Source organism: Acidovorax bellezanensis (assembly GCF_025421555.1).
GTDB lineage: Bacteria > Pseudomonadota > Gammaproteobacteria > Burkholderiales > Burkholderiaceae_C > Comamonas > Comamonas bellezanensis.
In genome coordinates this window covers 453,918-467,897 of sequence record NZ_JAODYH010000004.1, presented here as the reverse complement: position 1 = coordinate 467,897, position 13,980 = coordinate 453,918, and the positions used below count along the sequence as shown (strand labels likewise).

General features: G+C 65.9%; 13 protein-coding genes. 9 read left to right on the top strand and 4 right to left on the bottom strand.

Features of this window, described 5'->3' with window-relative positions:
* Positions 1–13: 13 nt before the first annotated feature.
* The 3 genes from N0K08_RS10340 to N0K08_RS10330 all read left to right on the top strand — a co-directional run bounded on the left by N0K08_RS10340 (position 14) and on the right by N0K08_RS10330 (position 3,652).
* Positions 14–928 carry a LysR family transcriptional regulator gene (locus tag N0K08_RS10340; protein ID WP_261500197.1) on the top strand — a complete coding sequence of 305 codons (915 nt, stop codon included), beginning with the start codon at positions 14–16 and terminating at the stop codon, positions 926–928.
* The gene (locus tag N0K08_RS10335) at positions 909–1,877 is read left to right on the top strand and encodes a LysR family transcriptional regulator (RefSeq protein WP_261500195.1); all 969 of its coding nucleotides are present in this window, start codon (positions 909–911) and stop codon (positions 1,875–1,877) included. The genes N0K08_RS10340 and N0K08_RS10335 overlap by 20 nt, the downstream gene beginning before the upstream one ends.
* Positions 1,878–1,978: 101 nt before the next feature.
* Complete coding sequence (locus N0K08_RS10330; RefSeq protein WP_261500193.1) at positions 1,979–3,652, top strand: thiamine pyrophosphate-binding protein; 1,674 nt, start codon at positions 1,979–1,981, stop codon at positions 3,650–3,652.
* A gap of 12 nt (positions 3,653–3,664) precedes the next feature.
* Here the strand turns inward: N0K08_RS10330 and N0K08_RS10325 are convergent, their stop codons facing one another.
* Positions 3,665–4,111 carry a conjugal transfer protein TraM gene (locus tag N0K08_RS10325; protein ID WP_261500192.1) on the bottom strand — a complete coding sequence of 149 codons (447 nt, stop codon included), beginning with the start codon at positions 4,109–4,111 and terminating at the stop codon, positions 3,665–3,667.
* A 217-nt stretch (positions 4,112–4,328) separates the two neighbouring features.
* On the opposite strand from N0K08_RS10325, the gene N0K08_RS23310 reads away from it, so the two are divergent.
* The 6 genes from N0K08_RS23310 (at position 4,329) to N0K08_RS10300 (ending at position 10,544) form a co-directional block, all read left to right on the top strand.
* Positions 4,329–4,508, top strand: a complete 180-nt coding sequence (locus N0K08_RS23310; RefSeq protein WP_408642939.1) for a hypothetical protein — start codon at positions 4,329–4,331, stop codon at positions 4,506–4,508.
* On the top strand, positions 4,501–6,432 hold the full coding sequence (locus N0K08_RS10320) for a type IV secretory system conjugative DNA transfer family protein (protein WP_261500191.1): 1,932 nt from the start codon (positions 4,501–4,503) through the stop codon (positions 6,430–6,432). Before N0K08_RS23310 ends, N0K08_RS10320 begins: the two co-directional genes overlap by 8 nt.
* A complete protein-coding gene (gene traF, locus N0K08_RS10315; RefSeq protein ID WP_261500189.1) occupies positions 6,429–6,977 on the top strand; it encodes a conjugative transfer signal peptidase TraF in 549 nt (182 codons plus the stop codon). The genes N0K08_RS10320 and traF overlap by 4 nt, the downstream gene beginning before the upstream one ends.
* Before the next feature lie 108 nt (positions 6,978–7,085).
* Positions 7,086–7,289 carry a hypothetical protein gene (locus tag N0K08_RS10310; RefSeq protein ID WP_261500187.1) on the top strand — a complete coding sequence of 68 codons (204 nt, stop codon included), beginning with the start codon at positions 7,086–7,088 and terminating at the stop codon, positions 7,287–7,289.
* An 89-nt stretch (positions 7,290–7,378) separates the two neighbouring features.
* Positions 7,379–9,202, top strand: coding sequence for a zincin-like metallopeptidase domain-containing protein (locus N0K08_RS10305; RefSeq protein WP_261500186.1), 1,824 nt, complete (start codon positions 7,379–7,381; stop codon positions 9,200–9,202).
* 112 nt (positions 9,203–9,314) lie between these two features.
* On the top strand, positions 9,315–10,544 hold the full coding sequence (locus N0K08_RS10300; protein WP_261500185.1) for an acyl-CoA dehydrogenase family protein: 1,230 nt from the start codon (positions 9,315–9,317) through the stop codon (positions 10,542–10,544).
* An 88-nt stretch (positions 10,545–10,632) separates the two neighbouring features.
* Here the strand turns inward: N0K08_RS10300 and N0K08_RS10295 are convergent, their stop codons facing one another.
* The 3 genes from N0K08_RS10295 to N0K08_RS10285 all read right to left on the bottom strand — a co-directional run bounded on the left by N0K08_RS10295 (position 10,633) and on the right by N0K08_RS10285 (position 13,924).
* Entirely contained in the window at positions 10,633–11,580 is a 948-nt protein-coding gene (locus tag N0K08_RS10295) for an SDR family oxidoreductase (protein WP_261500184.1), read from the bottom strand.
* A 269-nt stretch (positions 11,581–11,849) separates the two neighbouring features.
* Complete coding sequence (locus N0K08_RS10290) at positions 11,850–13,235, bottom strand: sensor histidine kinase (RefSeq protein ID WP_261500183.1); 1,386 nt, start codon at positions 13,233–13,235, stop codon at positions 11,850–11,852.
* The gene (locus N0K08_RS10285) at positions 13,232–13,924 is read right to left on the bottom strand and encodes a response regulator transcription factor (RefSeq protein WP_261500182.1); all 693 of its coding nucleotides are present in this window, start codon (positions 13,922–13,924) and stop codon (positions 13,232–13,234) included. The genes N0K08_RS10290 and N0K08_RS10285 overlap by 4 nt, the downstream gene beginning before the upstream one ends.
* Positions 13,925–13,980 lie beyond the last annotated feature (56 nt).

Here is a 13,980-nt window from a genome sequence, read left to right as displayed (position 1 = left end):
AAGAAAGGCCGGCGTGACCCTCAAACAACTCGAAGCCTTCTTCTGGGCGGCCCGGTGCAGCAGTTTCGCGGTGGCGGCCGAGCGCTTGAATCTATCGACTTCCAGCCTGTCCAAGCGCATTGCGGAACTCGAAGCTTCGTTGGGGCAGCTGCTTTTCGACCGCAAGCATTACCGGGTCAGCCTGACGCCAGCGGGGGCTGCGCTGCTGCCGCGCACCCAGGTGCTGCTGGACGAAGCCGCGGCGATGCGCGAGCTGGTGCAAGGCTGTGATGTGGTGCAAGGCGAACTGCGCTTCGGGGTCGGCGAGCTGTCATCGCAAACCTGGCTGCCGCGCATGATGTCCCTGGCCGCCAAGGAGTACCCGGGCCTCCAGCTGGAGCCGGTGATAGACACCGGCGTGCAGATGGAGCAGCGGCTGGAGAGCGGGGAGCTGGATTTCGCCATCATCGCCGGGGCTTCGGCGCGCAACGCATTGCGCTCCTATGCCATAGGCAGCGCGCATTTCACCTGGGTGATCGCTCCGGGGCTCCCGGCCGAGGATTTGGCACAGGCCTTGCAGGACTGGCCCCTGGTGACCATGCCGCAGGGGGCGGGCACGCACCGTATGCTCGAGGAATGGCTGGGGCGCACGGGTGGCGTGGTGCACCGGCGCCTGAGTTGCAATACCTGGGGGGCGGTCGCCAGCCTGCTGGTCGAGGGCATAGGCCTGGGCTTTTTGCCGCAGAGCTGGGCGCAGCCACTGATCGCCCAGGGCAGCCTGATCGCGCTCGGTGCCTGGCCCGCGCTCAACGCCTTGCACTATTCCTTTCAGGTGCGTGCCGATGACCAGCGCCTGGTGCTCGCACAGGTGCAGCGTCTGCTGGAGCGCTGTGTGAATTTCGACGTCCCCATTCGCTTCTTCCAGTCCCATGAATTCCCTGGAACTTGAGTTTTTCGTGCGCGTGGCGCGCATGGGCAGCATCTCGCGCGCCGCCCTCGCGGTGGGCATGGAGCAGTCGACCATGACGCGCCACATCGCACGCCTGGAGCGGCAAGTGGGCGTGCGCCTGTTCCATCGCAGCGGCCGCGGGGTCGAGCTGACCAGTGCGGGCGTGCTGCTGCTGCAGGAGGCTCAGAGCGTGGCCGATGCGCTGGCGCGCGCGCGGCAGGTGGCCGGCGGGCTGGGGCCGCACGGGCCGGCGCGGCTGGTGGTTGCCGCCCAGCCCACGCTGGCACAGCGGGGGCTGCCCGCCATCGTCCGGGCGCTGCGCGCGCGCTTTCCACGCATGCAAATCAATTTGCGCGAAGGCCTGGGCAACCAAGTGGTGGGCTGGCTGGCCAGCGGCGAAGTGGACCTGGCGCTGCTTTATGTGCCCAAGGAGCCCGGTCTGGTGGAAGTCGATGTGCTGATGCATGAACCGCTGTATCTGGTCAGTCCGCCGGCCGCGCCCGGGGAGCGCGGCACGGTGCCAGGGACGGGGGCGGAGGCCGAAGTGACGCAGCAGCAGGTGTTGCGTCAGCCGCTGATTCTGCCCAGCACGGCGCATGGCCTCAGAGCGATCGCCGAGGCCATGGCCCAGCGCTGCGGCCTGCCGCTGCAGGTGATGATCGAATCCGACGGCTCCTCGGCCGTGACCCGGCAACTGGTGCGCGCGGGCCTGGGCAGCACCTTGCTGCCGCTGGCGGCCGTGGCCGATGAGGTGGCCCGCGGCGAGATGCGGGCCCAGCGCATAGTGCAGCCCGATATCGTGCGCGACATCGCCCTGGCCACGGCCCGCAACCGCCCGCCTCCCTTGGCGCATTGGGAAATGCAGCAGGTGATTCGCCAGGCCATGGGCGTCCTGGTGTGCCAGGGTCTGTGGCCGGGCGTGGACCAGATGGCCGCTGCGGCCGGTTGAAGCCAGGGGCATGCACCCGGTGCATATCAGAAATGCCAGCCAGGCTTGAGGGCCAGGCCCGGCCTGCGCCTAGACTCGATTTCCAGACTCTAGGACGACTGATGACTGCCACTTCCCCTCTCGCGACTCCCCCACGCAGCGCCGGGCGCGCACTGGTCGAATCACTGCAGCAACACCGGGTAGAGCGCATCTTCTGCGTGCCCGGCGAAAGCTATCTCGAAGTGCTGGATGCCTTGCACGATGCGCCCGACATCGACCTGGTCGTCGCCAAGCACGAAGGGGCGGCCGCCTGCATGGCCGAAGCCGACGGCAAGTTGACCGGCCGGCCCGGCATCTGCATGGTCACCCGCGGGCCGGGCGCGACGCACGCCAGCGTGGGCGTGCACATTGCCCAGCAGGACTCCACGCCCATGATCCTGTTCATCGGCCAGATTGCACGCAATCATGTCGGGCGCGAGGCCTTCCAGGAAGTCGACTACCAGTCCATGTTCGGCAAGCTGGCCAAGTGGGTGGTGGAAGTCACGGATGCCGAGCGCATGCCCGAGATCCTGGCACGGGCCTTCCACCTGGCGGTCTCGGGACGCCCCGGACCCGTGGTCGTGGCGCTGCCCGAGGACATGTTGCTGCAAGACTGTACGGTGCCGGTCTGCGCCGCGACGCCCGTCGAGGAAGCCACGCTGTCGGCGCAGACGCTGGAGCGGATCACGCAAGCCCTGTCCCAGGCCCAGCGTCCCTTGGTGATGGTCGGCGGCCCCGACTGGACGCCGGCCGCCCGGCAGGCCTTGCAAACCTTCGCTAGCCAATGGCAGCTGCCCGTGGCCTGCGGCTTTCGCCGCCAGGATGCCCTGGACAACAACGACGCCCACTATGTCGGCCACCTGAGCCTGGGCATGAATCCCAAGCTCATCCAGCGCATCAAGGATTGCGACCTGATTCTCGCCATCGGCACCCGTATCGGCGACATAGAAACCGATGGCTACACCTTGCTGCAGCCGCCCAGGATCGCGCAGCGCCTGATCCATATCCACGCCGATCCGGCCGAGCTCGGGCGCGTGTTCCAGGCCGATCTGGCCGCGGCCTGCACCGCCGGCTCCGCGCTGCGCTCACTGGCCGCCACCGCGCCCGGCAGCCCACCGCCCTGGCAGGCATGGACGGCACAGGCCCGCAATGACCACCAGGCTTTCGTCACGCCGCCCGCGCCGCACCCGCAGCTGCAAGGCCCCGACCTCGCGGCCGTCATGCAGCACATGGCCGAAGTGCTGCCGGCCGACAGCATCGTGACCAACGGTGCCGGCAACTACGCTGTCTGGCTGCACCGCTTTTATCGCTACCGTGCGAGCCGCACGCAGCTCGCGCCGACCTGCGGTTCCATGGGTTATGGCCTGCCGGCCGCCGTGGCCGCCGCCCTGAGGCACCGGGACCGCGATGTCATCTGCCTGGCGGGCGACGGCTGTTTTCTGATGTACCCGCAGGAGCTGGCCACCGCCCAGGCGCACGGCGCCCGTCTCACGGTGCTGGTGATCAACAACGGCATGTACGGCACGATTCGCATGCACCAGGAGAAGCTCCATCCCGGCCGGGTCAGCGGCACGCAGCTCAGCGGTCCGGACTATGTGCAGCTGGCCAAGGCCTTTGGCGCGCATGCCGAGCGTGTGCAGCGGACCGAGGATTTCGCACCGGCCTTTGCGCGCGCACGCCAGCACGACGGCATCTCGCTGCTGGAGCTGTGCACCGATCCGCAGCAGATCACGCCCGCGATGCGCCTTTCGCGCTGAGGGGGCCGGCGCTCAATGCGCCAGCACCCAAGCCGCCACGGCCATGGCGGCGAGGGCCAGGCAGGCGGCCAGCAGGTGCAGCCTGGCCCCACGCTGCGCATCCTGGAGCATGGCCGCGATGCGCTCCTGGGCGGCGTCCATCTCGGCGCGCATGGACGTGGCGGCATGGCTGCTGGCGTCCTGCATGGCCTGGGCCATGGCGTCCTTGCCGGCCGTGAGGGCCGCGTTCAGCGTGCGCTCGGCCTTGTCCCTGGCGTCCAGGCTCCAGCGCGTGGACAGGCTTTCCAATTCCTGCTGGTATTGGTCGAGCAGGGCTTGCTGTGCCTGGAGGCTGTCTTGCAGCAGGCGCTGGTGCAGGGTGTGCATGGCCAGCATAGTGTCGTCGCGCACGAGCGCCAGTCCGTGCTGGGCGGAGGTCTCCTGGGCCGGCGCGGCGAGGGAATCGGAAGAGGTTTGCATCACAACACCATGGCTGGGGCGATAGGCTGCATTCTAGGTTTGCCCTAATTCAATTCGTTATAACGATTGTTTCCATGTGATGTTTTTTGCGAGCAATGGTTTTTAGCCGCTAAAAAAACCTGCGCAAAACGGGCATTCACCGCTGGCAATTTCAGCGATCAATTCATGCCCATTGAAATGGGAAAGCACGAGAAATATTTCGTTATAACGAATCTCCGTGGCTATACTGCGGCCCCATACGGGCTGCAGCTTTGCTGGAATCCACTCGGTTGAGGCGCCATGGCGGGCGCTGCTGACAGGGGGCGAGGAAGTCTTGGCGTTGCCGGTGGACGAACCTACTGACCGGCGTGGTGCACGCCAGGCGGTGGGCCTGAACAAGGCAGCGCCCCATGAGTAAACGCTTCAACAACGCGGTAGGCCCCCAGGTGCGGGCCGGCAAGCAACGGTCTGGGCGGTGGCTGCCCGTGCTGCTGGCCCTGGCCGCGGGAATGCAGGCGGCCACGCAGCTCCTGGCCCATGACTTCCAGTACCAGCGGGTCCTGGGCGTGCATTTTCACCAGCTCTATCCGCCCTGGGCCGGCGTGCAATGGGCGGCGCAGTGGAGCGCGCAATACCCAGATGCCTTTTTGCGCGCCGCCAGCCTGGGCACGACGGTGGCGAGCGCCGGACTGTTGGCCGTGGCGGTGCTCAGGATGCTGCAGGCCCATTCCTCGCGGGCCAATGCCTACCTGCACGGCTCCGCGCGCTGGGCGAATGCCGGCGACATACGCCAGGCCGGATTGATGGCGCGGCGGCGCACCTGGCGTGAGTTGCTGCGCGGCCAGCCGCCGAATCCCAACGATGGGGTGTATGTCGGCGCCTGGCAGGATGCATCGGGGAAAGTGCACTACCTGCGCCACAGCGGCCCGGAGCATGTGCTGACCTACGCGCCCACGCGCTCGGGCAAGGGCGTGGGGCTGGTGGTGCCCACGCTGCTGTCGTGGCCGCACAGCACGGTGGTCACCGACCTCAAGGGCGAGCTGTGGGCCATGACGGCCGGCTGGCGGCAAAAGCATGCCCACAACAAAGTCATCCGTTTCGAGCCCGCGGCCCTGCAGGCCGGCCTGTGCTGGAACCCTCTGGATGAAATCCGCCTGACGCCCGAGCATGAAGTCGGCGATGTGCAAAACCTGGCGACCTTGATCGTCGACCCCGATGGCAAGGGCCTGGAAAACCACTGGCAAAAGACCAGCCAGGCCTTGCTGGTCGGCGTGATCCTGCATGCGCTGTACCAGGCCCGGGCCGAAGGCGGGCGGGCCACGCTGTCCGGCGTGGACGCCATGCTGGCCGATCCCCAGCGGGACGCGGCCGAACTGTGGGCGGAGATTACGAGCTGCCAGCATGTCGACGGCCAGGTCCATCCGGTGGTCGCGTCGGCGGGGCGCGACATGCTGGACCGGCCCGCCGAAGAGGCCGGATCGGTGCTGTCCACCGCGAAGTCGTATCTGGCGCTGTACCGCGATCCGGTGGTCGCGCACAACCTCAGCTGCTCGCAGTTCCGCATCCGGGACTTGATGCAGCACGACAGCCCGGTGAGCCTGTACATCGTCACGCAACCCAACGACAAGGCGCGCCTGCGCCCCCTGGTGCGGATCATGCTCAACATGGTGGTGCGGCTGCTGGCCGACAAGATGGAGTTCGAACGGGTGAGCGTGGGGCGCCATGCTGCGCGGGCGATGGTGCGCGCCAAGCCCCTTTACAAGCACCGGCTGCTGGCCATGCTGGACGAGTTCCCCAGCCTGGGCAGGCTGGAAATCCTGCAGGAGTCACTGGCCTTCGTGGCGGGCTATGGCCTCAAGTTCTACCTGATCTGCCAGGACCTGAACCAGCTCAAAAGCCGCGAAACCGGCTACGGGCCGGATGAAACCATCACCTCCAACTGCCACATCCAGAATGCCTACCCCCCCAACCGCATGGAGACGGCCGAGCACCTGTCCAAGCTGACCGGGCAGACCACGGTGATCAAGGCGCAGATCACCACCAGCGGGCGGCGCACCAGCGCTGTTCTGGGGCAGGTCTCGCGCACCACGCAGGAGACGCAGCGGCCACTGCTGACGCCGGACGAATGCCTGCGCATGCCCGGGCCCAAGAAGAACGCGCAGGGACAGATCACCGAGGCCGGCGACATGGTGATCTACGTCGCCGGCTGCCCTGCCATTTATGGCCGCCAGCCGCTGTACTTCCAGGACGCCACGTTTGTCGCCCGCGCGGCCGTGCCCGAGCCTCGGGCCAGCGATGTGCTGCGTCCTGTGTCCGACTTTTCCGCGCAGGTGCGGCTATGAATGCGCAGCTGGCTTGGACGCGGCGCATCGCTGCGGCGGTGACCTTGGTGCGGTTGGGCAGCTTGCTGCTGGGCGTCGGCTGCAGCCCGGTGGGGCTGCGCGTCAACACCACGCCCAGCATTCCCGTGGGCCTGTACCGGGTCAGCCGCGCGCCCGTCGCCAAGGGGGCCTACGTCATGTTCTGCCCGCCGCAGACGCGGACCTTCGCGCTGGCCCGGCGGCGGGGCTACGTGGGTGCGGGGCCATGCCCGGGCGGCTACGGCTATCTGATGAAAAAAGTTTCAGCGGCTAAAGCCGACGTCGTCAGCTTTGCCGCGGACGGTGTGCGCGTGAACGGAGCCCTGCTGGCGTTCAGCGCGCCCCTGCGGGTCGACCAGGGCGGCCGCGCCTTGCCGCGCTACCGCGCACCCCAGCGGGGACTGAAGTCTTCCGAAGTGCTGCTGATGTCGGACGTGAGCCGCACCTCGTTCGATGCGCGCTATTTCGGCCCGCTTTCGGTGGCGCAGATCGAAACCGTGATCGTGCCGGTCTGGACCTGGTCGTGAGGTGTGCATTCAAGCAAAAGCATTGGTTGGCGAGGCCCTGGCAGCCGCCAGGGCGGGCTCCAACTTCGACGGCGCAGTGCGCCAAAACCACGTGAAGGAGAGATGGAAATGAGCCGAATCAAAGTGCAAGGACCCACGCCGCCGGAAGTTCTGGAGGCCGTGGAAAAGAAGGCGCGGGAGGCCAGGATACCGGGCCATTACGCCGATTTTTCACTCGAAGAAGCCGCATGGGTTGGCGCGTGCGGGAACGGCGCCTTGAGCGAGCAGGACGTGCTGGACAGCACCGGTGACTTGAAAAACGCCGTCATCTGACGGTGGCCCAGGGGTTGCGCAGCGCACCCGCTCACCGGGTTTGCGCTGCGCCAGGAATGCAGTCGACGAACTGCAGGCAGGAGACAGATATGGAATCGCGAGAACCGTTTTTTGTCGCTGTGGCTGAAAGATTGATTGCGCAGCTGGAGGCGGGGACAGCGCCCTGGCAAAAGCCGTGGAAGCCCGGCGAGTCACCGGCACAGCTGCCCATCAATCCGGTGACAGGCAAGCATTACCAGGGCATCAACATGCTCCAGCTCATGGCTCATGGGTATGCGGATCCGCGCTGGATGACTGACACGCAGGCACATACCATGGGCGCCCAGGTACGTCCGGGCCAGTTCGGAACGCCGATCCAATACTGGAAGTTCAGCGAGGAACTAGTCCAGACCGATGAACAGGGCCAACCGCTTCTTGATGCACTGGGCGCACCGATGAATGAGCGGGTCCAACTCGAGCGCCCACGGCTTTTGTTGGTCACGGTCTTCAATGCCGAGCAGATAGACGGCCTGCCGCCTTGGCCGCTGAACCCCCAGCCGGACTGGCGTCCGGTAGCCCGGGCAGAAAAAATTCTCAAGGCTTCGGGCGCGGTGATCCTGCACGGTGAACACGACCGGGCGTTCTACCGCACTGAAACCGACAGTATCCATCTGCCGGCCAAAGCGCAGTTCGCCACACCGGACGATTACTATGCGATTGCACTGCATGAGCTTGGGCACTGGACGGGCCATGCTTTACGCTTGGACCGCGACCAGTCCCATCCCTATGGCAGCGCAGGCTACGCCCGGGAAGAGCTGCGTGCGGAAATCGCCAGCATGATTCTGGGCGAGGAACTGGGCATAGGCCATGATCCCGCGCAGCATGCGGCCTATGTGGGCAACTGGATCAAGGCGCTGCGAGACGATCCGCTGGAGGTTTTTCGGGCGGCCGCCGACGCGGAAAGAATCTACGAGTATGTGCTGGGCCTGGAGCAGCAGCAGGAGCTGCTGCAGGACCAGGAGGACTGGCAGGAGGCAGCCATCGTCGTTGCGGCACCGGTGCCAAACCACACTCCCGACGCCGCGCAGCAGCCGGCACAAGCCCAGGAGCAGACCGCCGCGCAGGTGCTGCGCCAGATGCTCGAGCTGCTGCCCGCAACCCAGCCCACGCCCTATATGCAGGCCAAAGGCATTTCACCGCAGCCCGGCGTGTTCACCGACCGCACGGGACGGGATACCTATGTGCCGGTGATCGATGCCAAAGGCAAGCAGTGGTCGCTGCAAACCATTGCAGCGGACGGCAGTCAGCATTTCCCGCCGGACAGCCGCAAGGAGGGCTGCTTCCACGCGGTGGGCGGTATGGCCGCGCTGGCCCGGGCGCCGGCCCTGGTGATTGGCGAGAGCTACGCCAGCGCGGCCAGCCTGTCGCAGACGCTGGGCTTTGCGACCGTGGCCGCGTTGGATGCGGGCAACTTGCCGGCCGTGGCCCAGGCCTTGCACGCGAAGTTTCCGCACAAGCCGGTGGTGATCGCGGGCGACGATGACCGCCACCTGGAGCTGACCCGGGGCAGCAATCCGGGCAAGGCCAAGGCCCAGGAAGCCGCCAAGCTCACTGGCGGCACGGTCCTGCTGCCGATTTTCGGGCCGGGAGAAAACAGCTATCCCGCGGGGCTTGCGGCCATCACGCCGCAGGTCTGGCGCGCGCACCTACGCACGGGCAATGCGCTGGGCGCACCACAGCTGGCGGCCCTGGCGCGCATGCAGGGCAAGACCGACTTCAACGATCTGGCCCAGACCAGCGTGCTGGGTCAGGACGGCATGGACCGCCAGGTGCGCGGCGTGGTCCGCAGCCTGATCGACAGGCAGGTGCAGCAGCAGCGCGCGCAGCGGCAACTGGCGCCGATGCAGCGCGCCGCGCGGCTGGGCGCGGGCTGATCCGGCCGCGCCGGGCCGTCACGTGCGGGACGGCATGCGTGGGTGGGCGATGTTCCAATATTTTTCAAGAGGGCTGCTGGTCGAGCGGCCCACAACCTTCAAAGGATGAAGAATGTTTGCTGAACCTTCCGCGAAAACCGCTGACCTGCTGCAGCGCATGCGCCAGTTTTTTGATGAACACATTTATCCCAACGAAGAGCGTTACCACCGCGAGATGGATGCGTTCCGCCGCGCTGGCAATGCCTGGCAGGTGCCAGCGTTGATCGAGGAACTCAAGCCGCTGGCGCGCGCGGCCGGTCTGTGGAACATGTTCCTGCCGCACGAGCACCGCGGCGTGCCCGGCATCTCCAACCTGGATTACGCCCCGCTGTGCGAACTCATGGGCCGTGTCTCCTGGTCGGGTGAAGTCTTCAACTGCTCGGCGCCCGACACCGGCAACATGGAAACCATCGAGCGCTACGGCAATCATGCACAGAAGGAACAGTGGCTGGAGCCGCTGCTGCGCGGCGAAATCCGTTCGGGCTTTCTGATGACCGAGCCGGCCGTGGCCTCGTCGGACGCCACCAACATCCAGTGCACGATCCGCCGCGAAGGCAACGAGTACGTGATCAACGGCCGCAAGTGGTTCTCCTCGGGCGCAGGCAGCCCGCGCTGCAAGATTTTCATCGTGATGGGCAAGACCGATCTGGACGCGCCGCGCCATGCGCAGCAGTCCATGGTGCTGGTGCCGCGCGACACCAAGGGCGTCACGGTGCTGCGCCACCTGTCGGTGTTCGGCTATGACGATGCGCCCCACGGGCACATGGAAGTGCTGCTGGAAGACGTGCGCGTGCCGGTGGAAAACATTCTGCTGGGCGAAGGCCGGGGCTTCGAGATCGCCCAGGGGCGCCTTGGCCCCGGACGCATCCACCATTGCATGCGCTCCATCGGCGCCGCCGAGCGCGCCCTGGAGATGATGTGCGACCGACTGCGCGCGCGCGTGGCTTTCGGCCGCCCGCTGGCCGAGCAGTCGGTATGGCATGAGCGCATCGCCGAGTCGCGCTGCCTGATCGACCAGGCGCGCCTGCTGACGCTCAACGCGGCCTACAAGATGGACACCGTGGGCAACAAGGAAGCGCGCGCGGAAATCGCCATGATCAAGGTGGTCGCACCGAACATGTCCTGCAAGGTGGTCGACTGGGCCATCCAGGCGCATGGCGCGGCCGGCGTGAGCCAGGACTTCTGGCTGGCCGAAGCCTATGCGCACCAGCGCACCGTGCGCATCGTCGACGGCCCGGATGAAGTGCACCGCAACGCCATCGCCAAGCTGGAACTGGCCAAGCGCGCGCCGGCACGCGGCTGAAGCCGATCACAGGGCGGTGCGCGAGCGCTGTCCTGGATCACCGAACCCTCCTTTTGGAGGGTTTTTTTATGCGCGGGCAAGGCTTTCCCTAGCCCTCGATGTCGCCGGTGATGGGCAGCACCAGTCCGGTGATGTAGCGGGAGCAACTGGGCGCGGCCAGGAAGACATAGGCCGGGGAGATTTCCTCGGGCTGCGCCGCTCGGCCCAGGTGGGTGTCGCTGCCAAATCGGGCCAGGGCATCGCCGCTGAGGTCCGCGGGATTGAGCGGCGTCCACACCGGGCCGGGGGCGACGGCATTGACGCGAATGCCTTGGTCCACCAGGTTCAATGCCAGCGACTTGGTGAACGCATGGATGGCGCCCTTGGTGGCGGAGTAATCCAGCAAATGGGCGCTGCCGCGCAGACCCGTCACCGAGCCGGTGTTGATGATGCAGTCGCCGGCCGACAGATAAGGCAATGCCGACTGGGACATGTGGAGGTAGCCGTAGAGGTTGGTGCCAAAGGTCTGCGCCACCCTGTCCGGCGTGAGATCCGCCAAGGAAGCCGCATGCTCCTGGAAGGCCGCATTGTTGACCAGAATATTGAGGCCGCCGAACTGCTGTACCACCTGTTGGACGCTGTGGGCGCAGAACTTCAGGTCCTGGACGTCGCCGGAGATCGCCAGGCTTTTGGCGCCTTCGGCTTCGATCAACTCACAGGTTTTCCGGGCATCCGCATGTTCATCGAGGTAGCAGATCGCGACATTGGCGCCCTCCCTGGCAAACAGGATGGCGACCGAGCGTCCTATGCCTGAGTCGCCTCCCGTGATCAAGGCCGACATGCCGGCGAGTTTGCCGCTGCCGCGGTAGTCGGGCGCCGCATACTGGGGCGCAGGGCGCAGCGGGTTTTCATGGCCGGGCTTGTCCAGATGCGGCAATGGCTGCGCCTCGATTTTTTTCGCTTTCCTGTCCTTCTTGTCCTGCTGGCTTTGAATGGACTGTTGTTTGGCAACGGTTTTCTTGACCGATCTGCGGGATTTCTTGCCGGATTTTTTCATGACGCAATGCCCTTCTGTGACGAAGAAGACTCAGAGGCCGGCATCCGGGGTGCGCTGCGACAGCGGTGTTTCAGGTGGATCGCAGTGTGCGCTCACTGTGGTGGTGTGAGGCTCTTGCATTGGATTCACGTTGGCGCGGATGTGAATTCAATGTAGGTCGGCAGCAGGCCCGTGGGTGTAGGCAGGCGGCGGAGTTTATCTTTGCAATCACTATTACATGCAGACAAACGCCGGGCCGCCGTCCGCGGCCGTGCCGGGCGGTGCACGCCTTATGCGCTGGGGGGCGAAGCGGCGGGCAGGCGCAGATAGACTTCAAATCCCGGGTGCAGATTGGCGAAGTGCAGGCTGCCGTTGTGCAGTTGCACGATGGCCTGAACGCTGGACAGTCCCAGGCCGTGGCCGGGTTGCTGTTCATGGGCGCGGAAGAAACGGTCGGTGAGGCGGTGCAGTCGATCGGGCGGCACGCCAGGGCCGTTGTCCTGCAGGCGCAGGTGGATCGTATCGCCGGTCTGCTGGGCCGTGATGTGCAGCCAGCCGCCGGGCTGCTGGCAGGCATATTTGAGGGCGTTTTCCACCAGATTGGCCAGGGCGCTGGCCAGCAGGTCGGCATCGCCCAGCGCGAAAGGGTGTCCCTGCACGGTCACTTGCAGGCTGGACTGGAATTCCTCGGCCACGGGCGCGTACAAGTCCTCGATATCGGCGAGCAAGTCATGCATGTCCACCGGCGAAAGCTCCTGGCGGCGCATGCCCGATTCCAGCTCGGCAATCTGCAGCAGCTTGTCGAACACCGTACCCAGGTCTTGCACTTCCTGCTCCAGGCGTTCGAGCAGGCTTTGCTGGTGCTCCCCCGTCAGGTGGCGGGCGCTGCGCAATTGCAGCAACACCCGCGTGAGCGGCGTGCGCAGGTTGTGGGCAATGGTGTTGGAGACATGGCGCACGCCGTCCATCAACTGCTCGATCTGGTCGAGCATCTTGTTGATGTCGCGGCCCAAGCGCGTGAATTCGTCGTCGCGTGTGGACAGGGGAATGCGCTGCCCCAGGTCGCCGCTGGAGACCTGCAGCATGACGTGGCGGATATTGGCGGCGCGGTCGTCCACCAGGCGCCGAAAGCCCACGCCGCCCAGGACGGCCAGGATCACCACGATCACGGCCGCCGCCAGGCTGGCGCGGATGAAGCGTTCCTCGATGTCGCGCAGCGATTCCATATCGCTGCCGACGATCAGGATGTTGCCATTGTTCAGCTGTGCCACGGCCACGCGGCCGGTGATGGTGCGGCCGGATTGGCGCAGGTGCAGATCGCGCAGGCCGAAGGTGTGCAGGCCGCGCTGCGGCAGGATGCTGGCATTGCCCGCGAGAACCTTGCCGTCTGGATCGGTCAGGATGGCAATTTCCGTCTGACTGTCGACCCCATCGCTGAGCAGGCTGTGGATTTCATGCTGCAGCGAGTCTTCGCCGTATTGCTGGGCGTGGATTTGCAGGCGCTTGAGGTCCAGATTGGCCTGGCGGTCCACGCGCGCGCTCAGCACGCCCACCATTTGTATGTAGAAGATGGCCAGCACCACCATCATGGTCAGCAGCAGCAGGCCGCCGTAGTACAGGGCCAGGCGAAAGGCGATGGAGCTCCAGGGACGGCCGGCCGCCGTGACGGGGGTCACAGGGCCGGGGCCTGGGTGGACAGGCAATAGCCGACACCGCGCACGGTGTGGATCAGCGGCGTATCAAAGCCTTTGTCCACCTTGTTGCGCAGCCGGCTGATGTGCACGTCGATGACATTGGTCTGGGGATCGAAACGGTAATCCCAGACCGATTCCAGCAGCATGGTGCGGGTGACGGTGTGGTTCACATGGCGGGCCAGAAAGGCCAGCAGACGGAACTCGCGCGGCTGCAGCTGCAAAGTGTGGCCGCTGCGCTCGGCATGGCGGCTGAGCAGGTTCAGTCGCAGATCCGCCACTTCCAGCATGGGCGTGGACACCGGGGATTGCACGCGGCGCAGCAGGGCTTCGAGACGCGCCTGCAGCTCCGAAAAGGCAAACGGCTTGGTCAGATAGTCGTCGCAGCCGGCTTTGAGGCAGCGCACCCGCTCGTCGGTGGCGGACAGCGCGCTGAGGACCAGCACCGGCGTGGTGTTGCCCGTGCTGCGCAGCGCCTGCAGGATCTTGAGGCCGTCGAAACCGTCGGGCAGCATGCGGTCGAGCACGATGGCATCCCAGTGGCCGGTCAAGGCCTGGGTCAGACCTTCCACGCCATTGGGACACACGCACACTTCCGCCTGAAGCTCGCGCATGCCTTCGGCGAGGAAGTTGGCATTGTGGGAGTCGTCTTCGATGATGAGAAAGCGTGGCATGGATCGGACGTGAAAAAACTCCCTACTATAGACATGACATGGGCACGCGGCCCATG

Coding starts and splice junctions, on each gene's coding strand:
- N0K08_RS10335 (WP_261500195.1), top strand. CDS start 909: ATGAATTCCCTGGAACTTGAGTTTTTCGTGCGCGTGGCGCGCATGGGC.
- N0K08_RS10330 (WP_261500193.1), top strand. CDS start 1,979: ATGACTGCCACTTCCCCTCTCGCGACTCCCCCACGCAGCGCCGGGCGC.
- N0K08_RS10325 (WP_261500192.1), bottom strand. CDS start 4,111: ATGCAAACCTCTTCCGATTCCCTCGCCGCGCCGGCCCAGGAGACCTCC.
- N0K08_RS10320 (WP_261500191.1), top strand. CDS start 4,501: ATGAGTAAACGCTTCAACAACGCGGTAGGCCCCCAGGTGCGGGCCGGC.
- traF (WP_261500189.1), top strand. CDS start 6,429: ATGAATGCGCAGCTGGCTTGGACGCGGCGCATCGCTGCGGCGGTGACC.
- N0K08_RS10310 (WP_261500187.1), top strand. CDS start 7,086: ATGAGCCGAATCAAAGTGCAAGGACCCACGCCGCCGGAAGTTCTGGAG.
- N0K08_RS10305 (WP_261500186.1), top strand. CDS start 7,379: ATGGAATCGCGAGAACCGTTTTTTGTCGCTGTGGCTGAAAGATTGATT.
- N0K08_RS10300 (WP_261500185.1), top strand. CDS start 9,315: ATGTTTGCTGAACCTTCCGCGAAAACCGCTGACCTGCTGCAGCGCATG.
- N0K08_RS10295 (WP_261500184.1), bottom strand. CDS start 11,580: ATGAAAAAATCCGGCAAGAAATCCCGCAGATCGGTCAAGAAAACCGTT.
- N0K08_RS10285 (WP_261500182.1), bottom strand. CDS start 13,924: ATGCCACGCTTTCTCATCATCGAAGACGACTCCCACAATGCCAACTTC.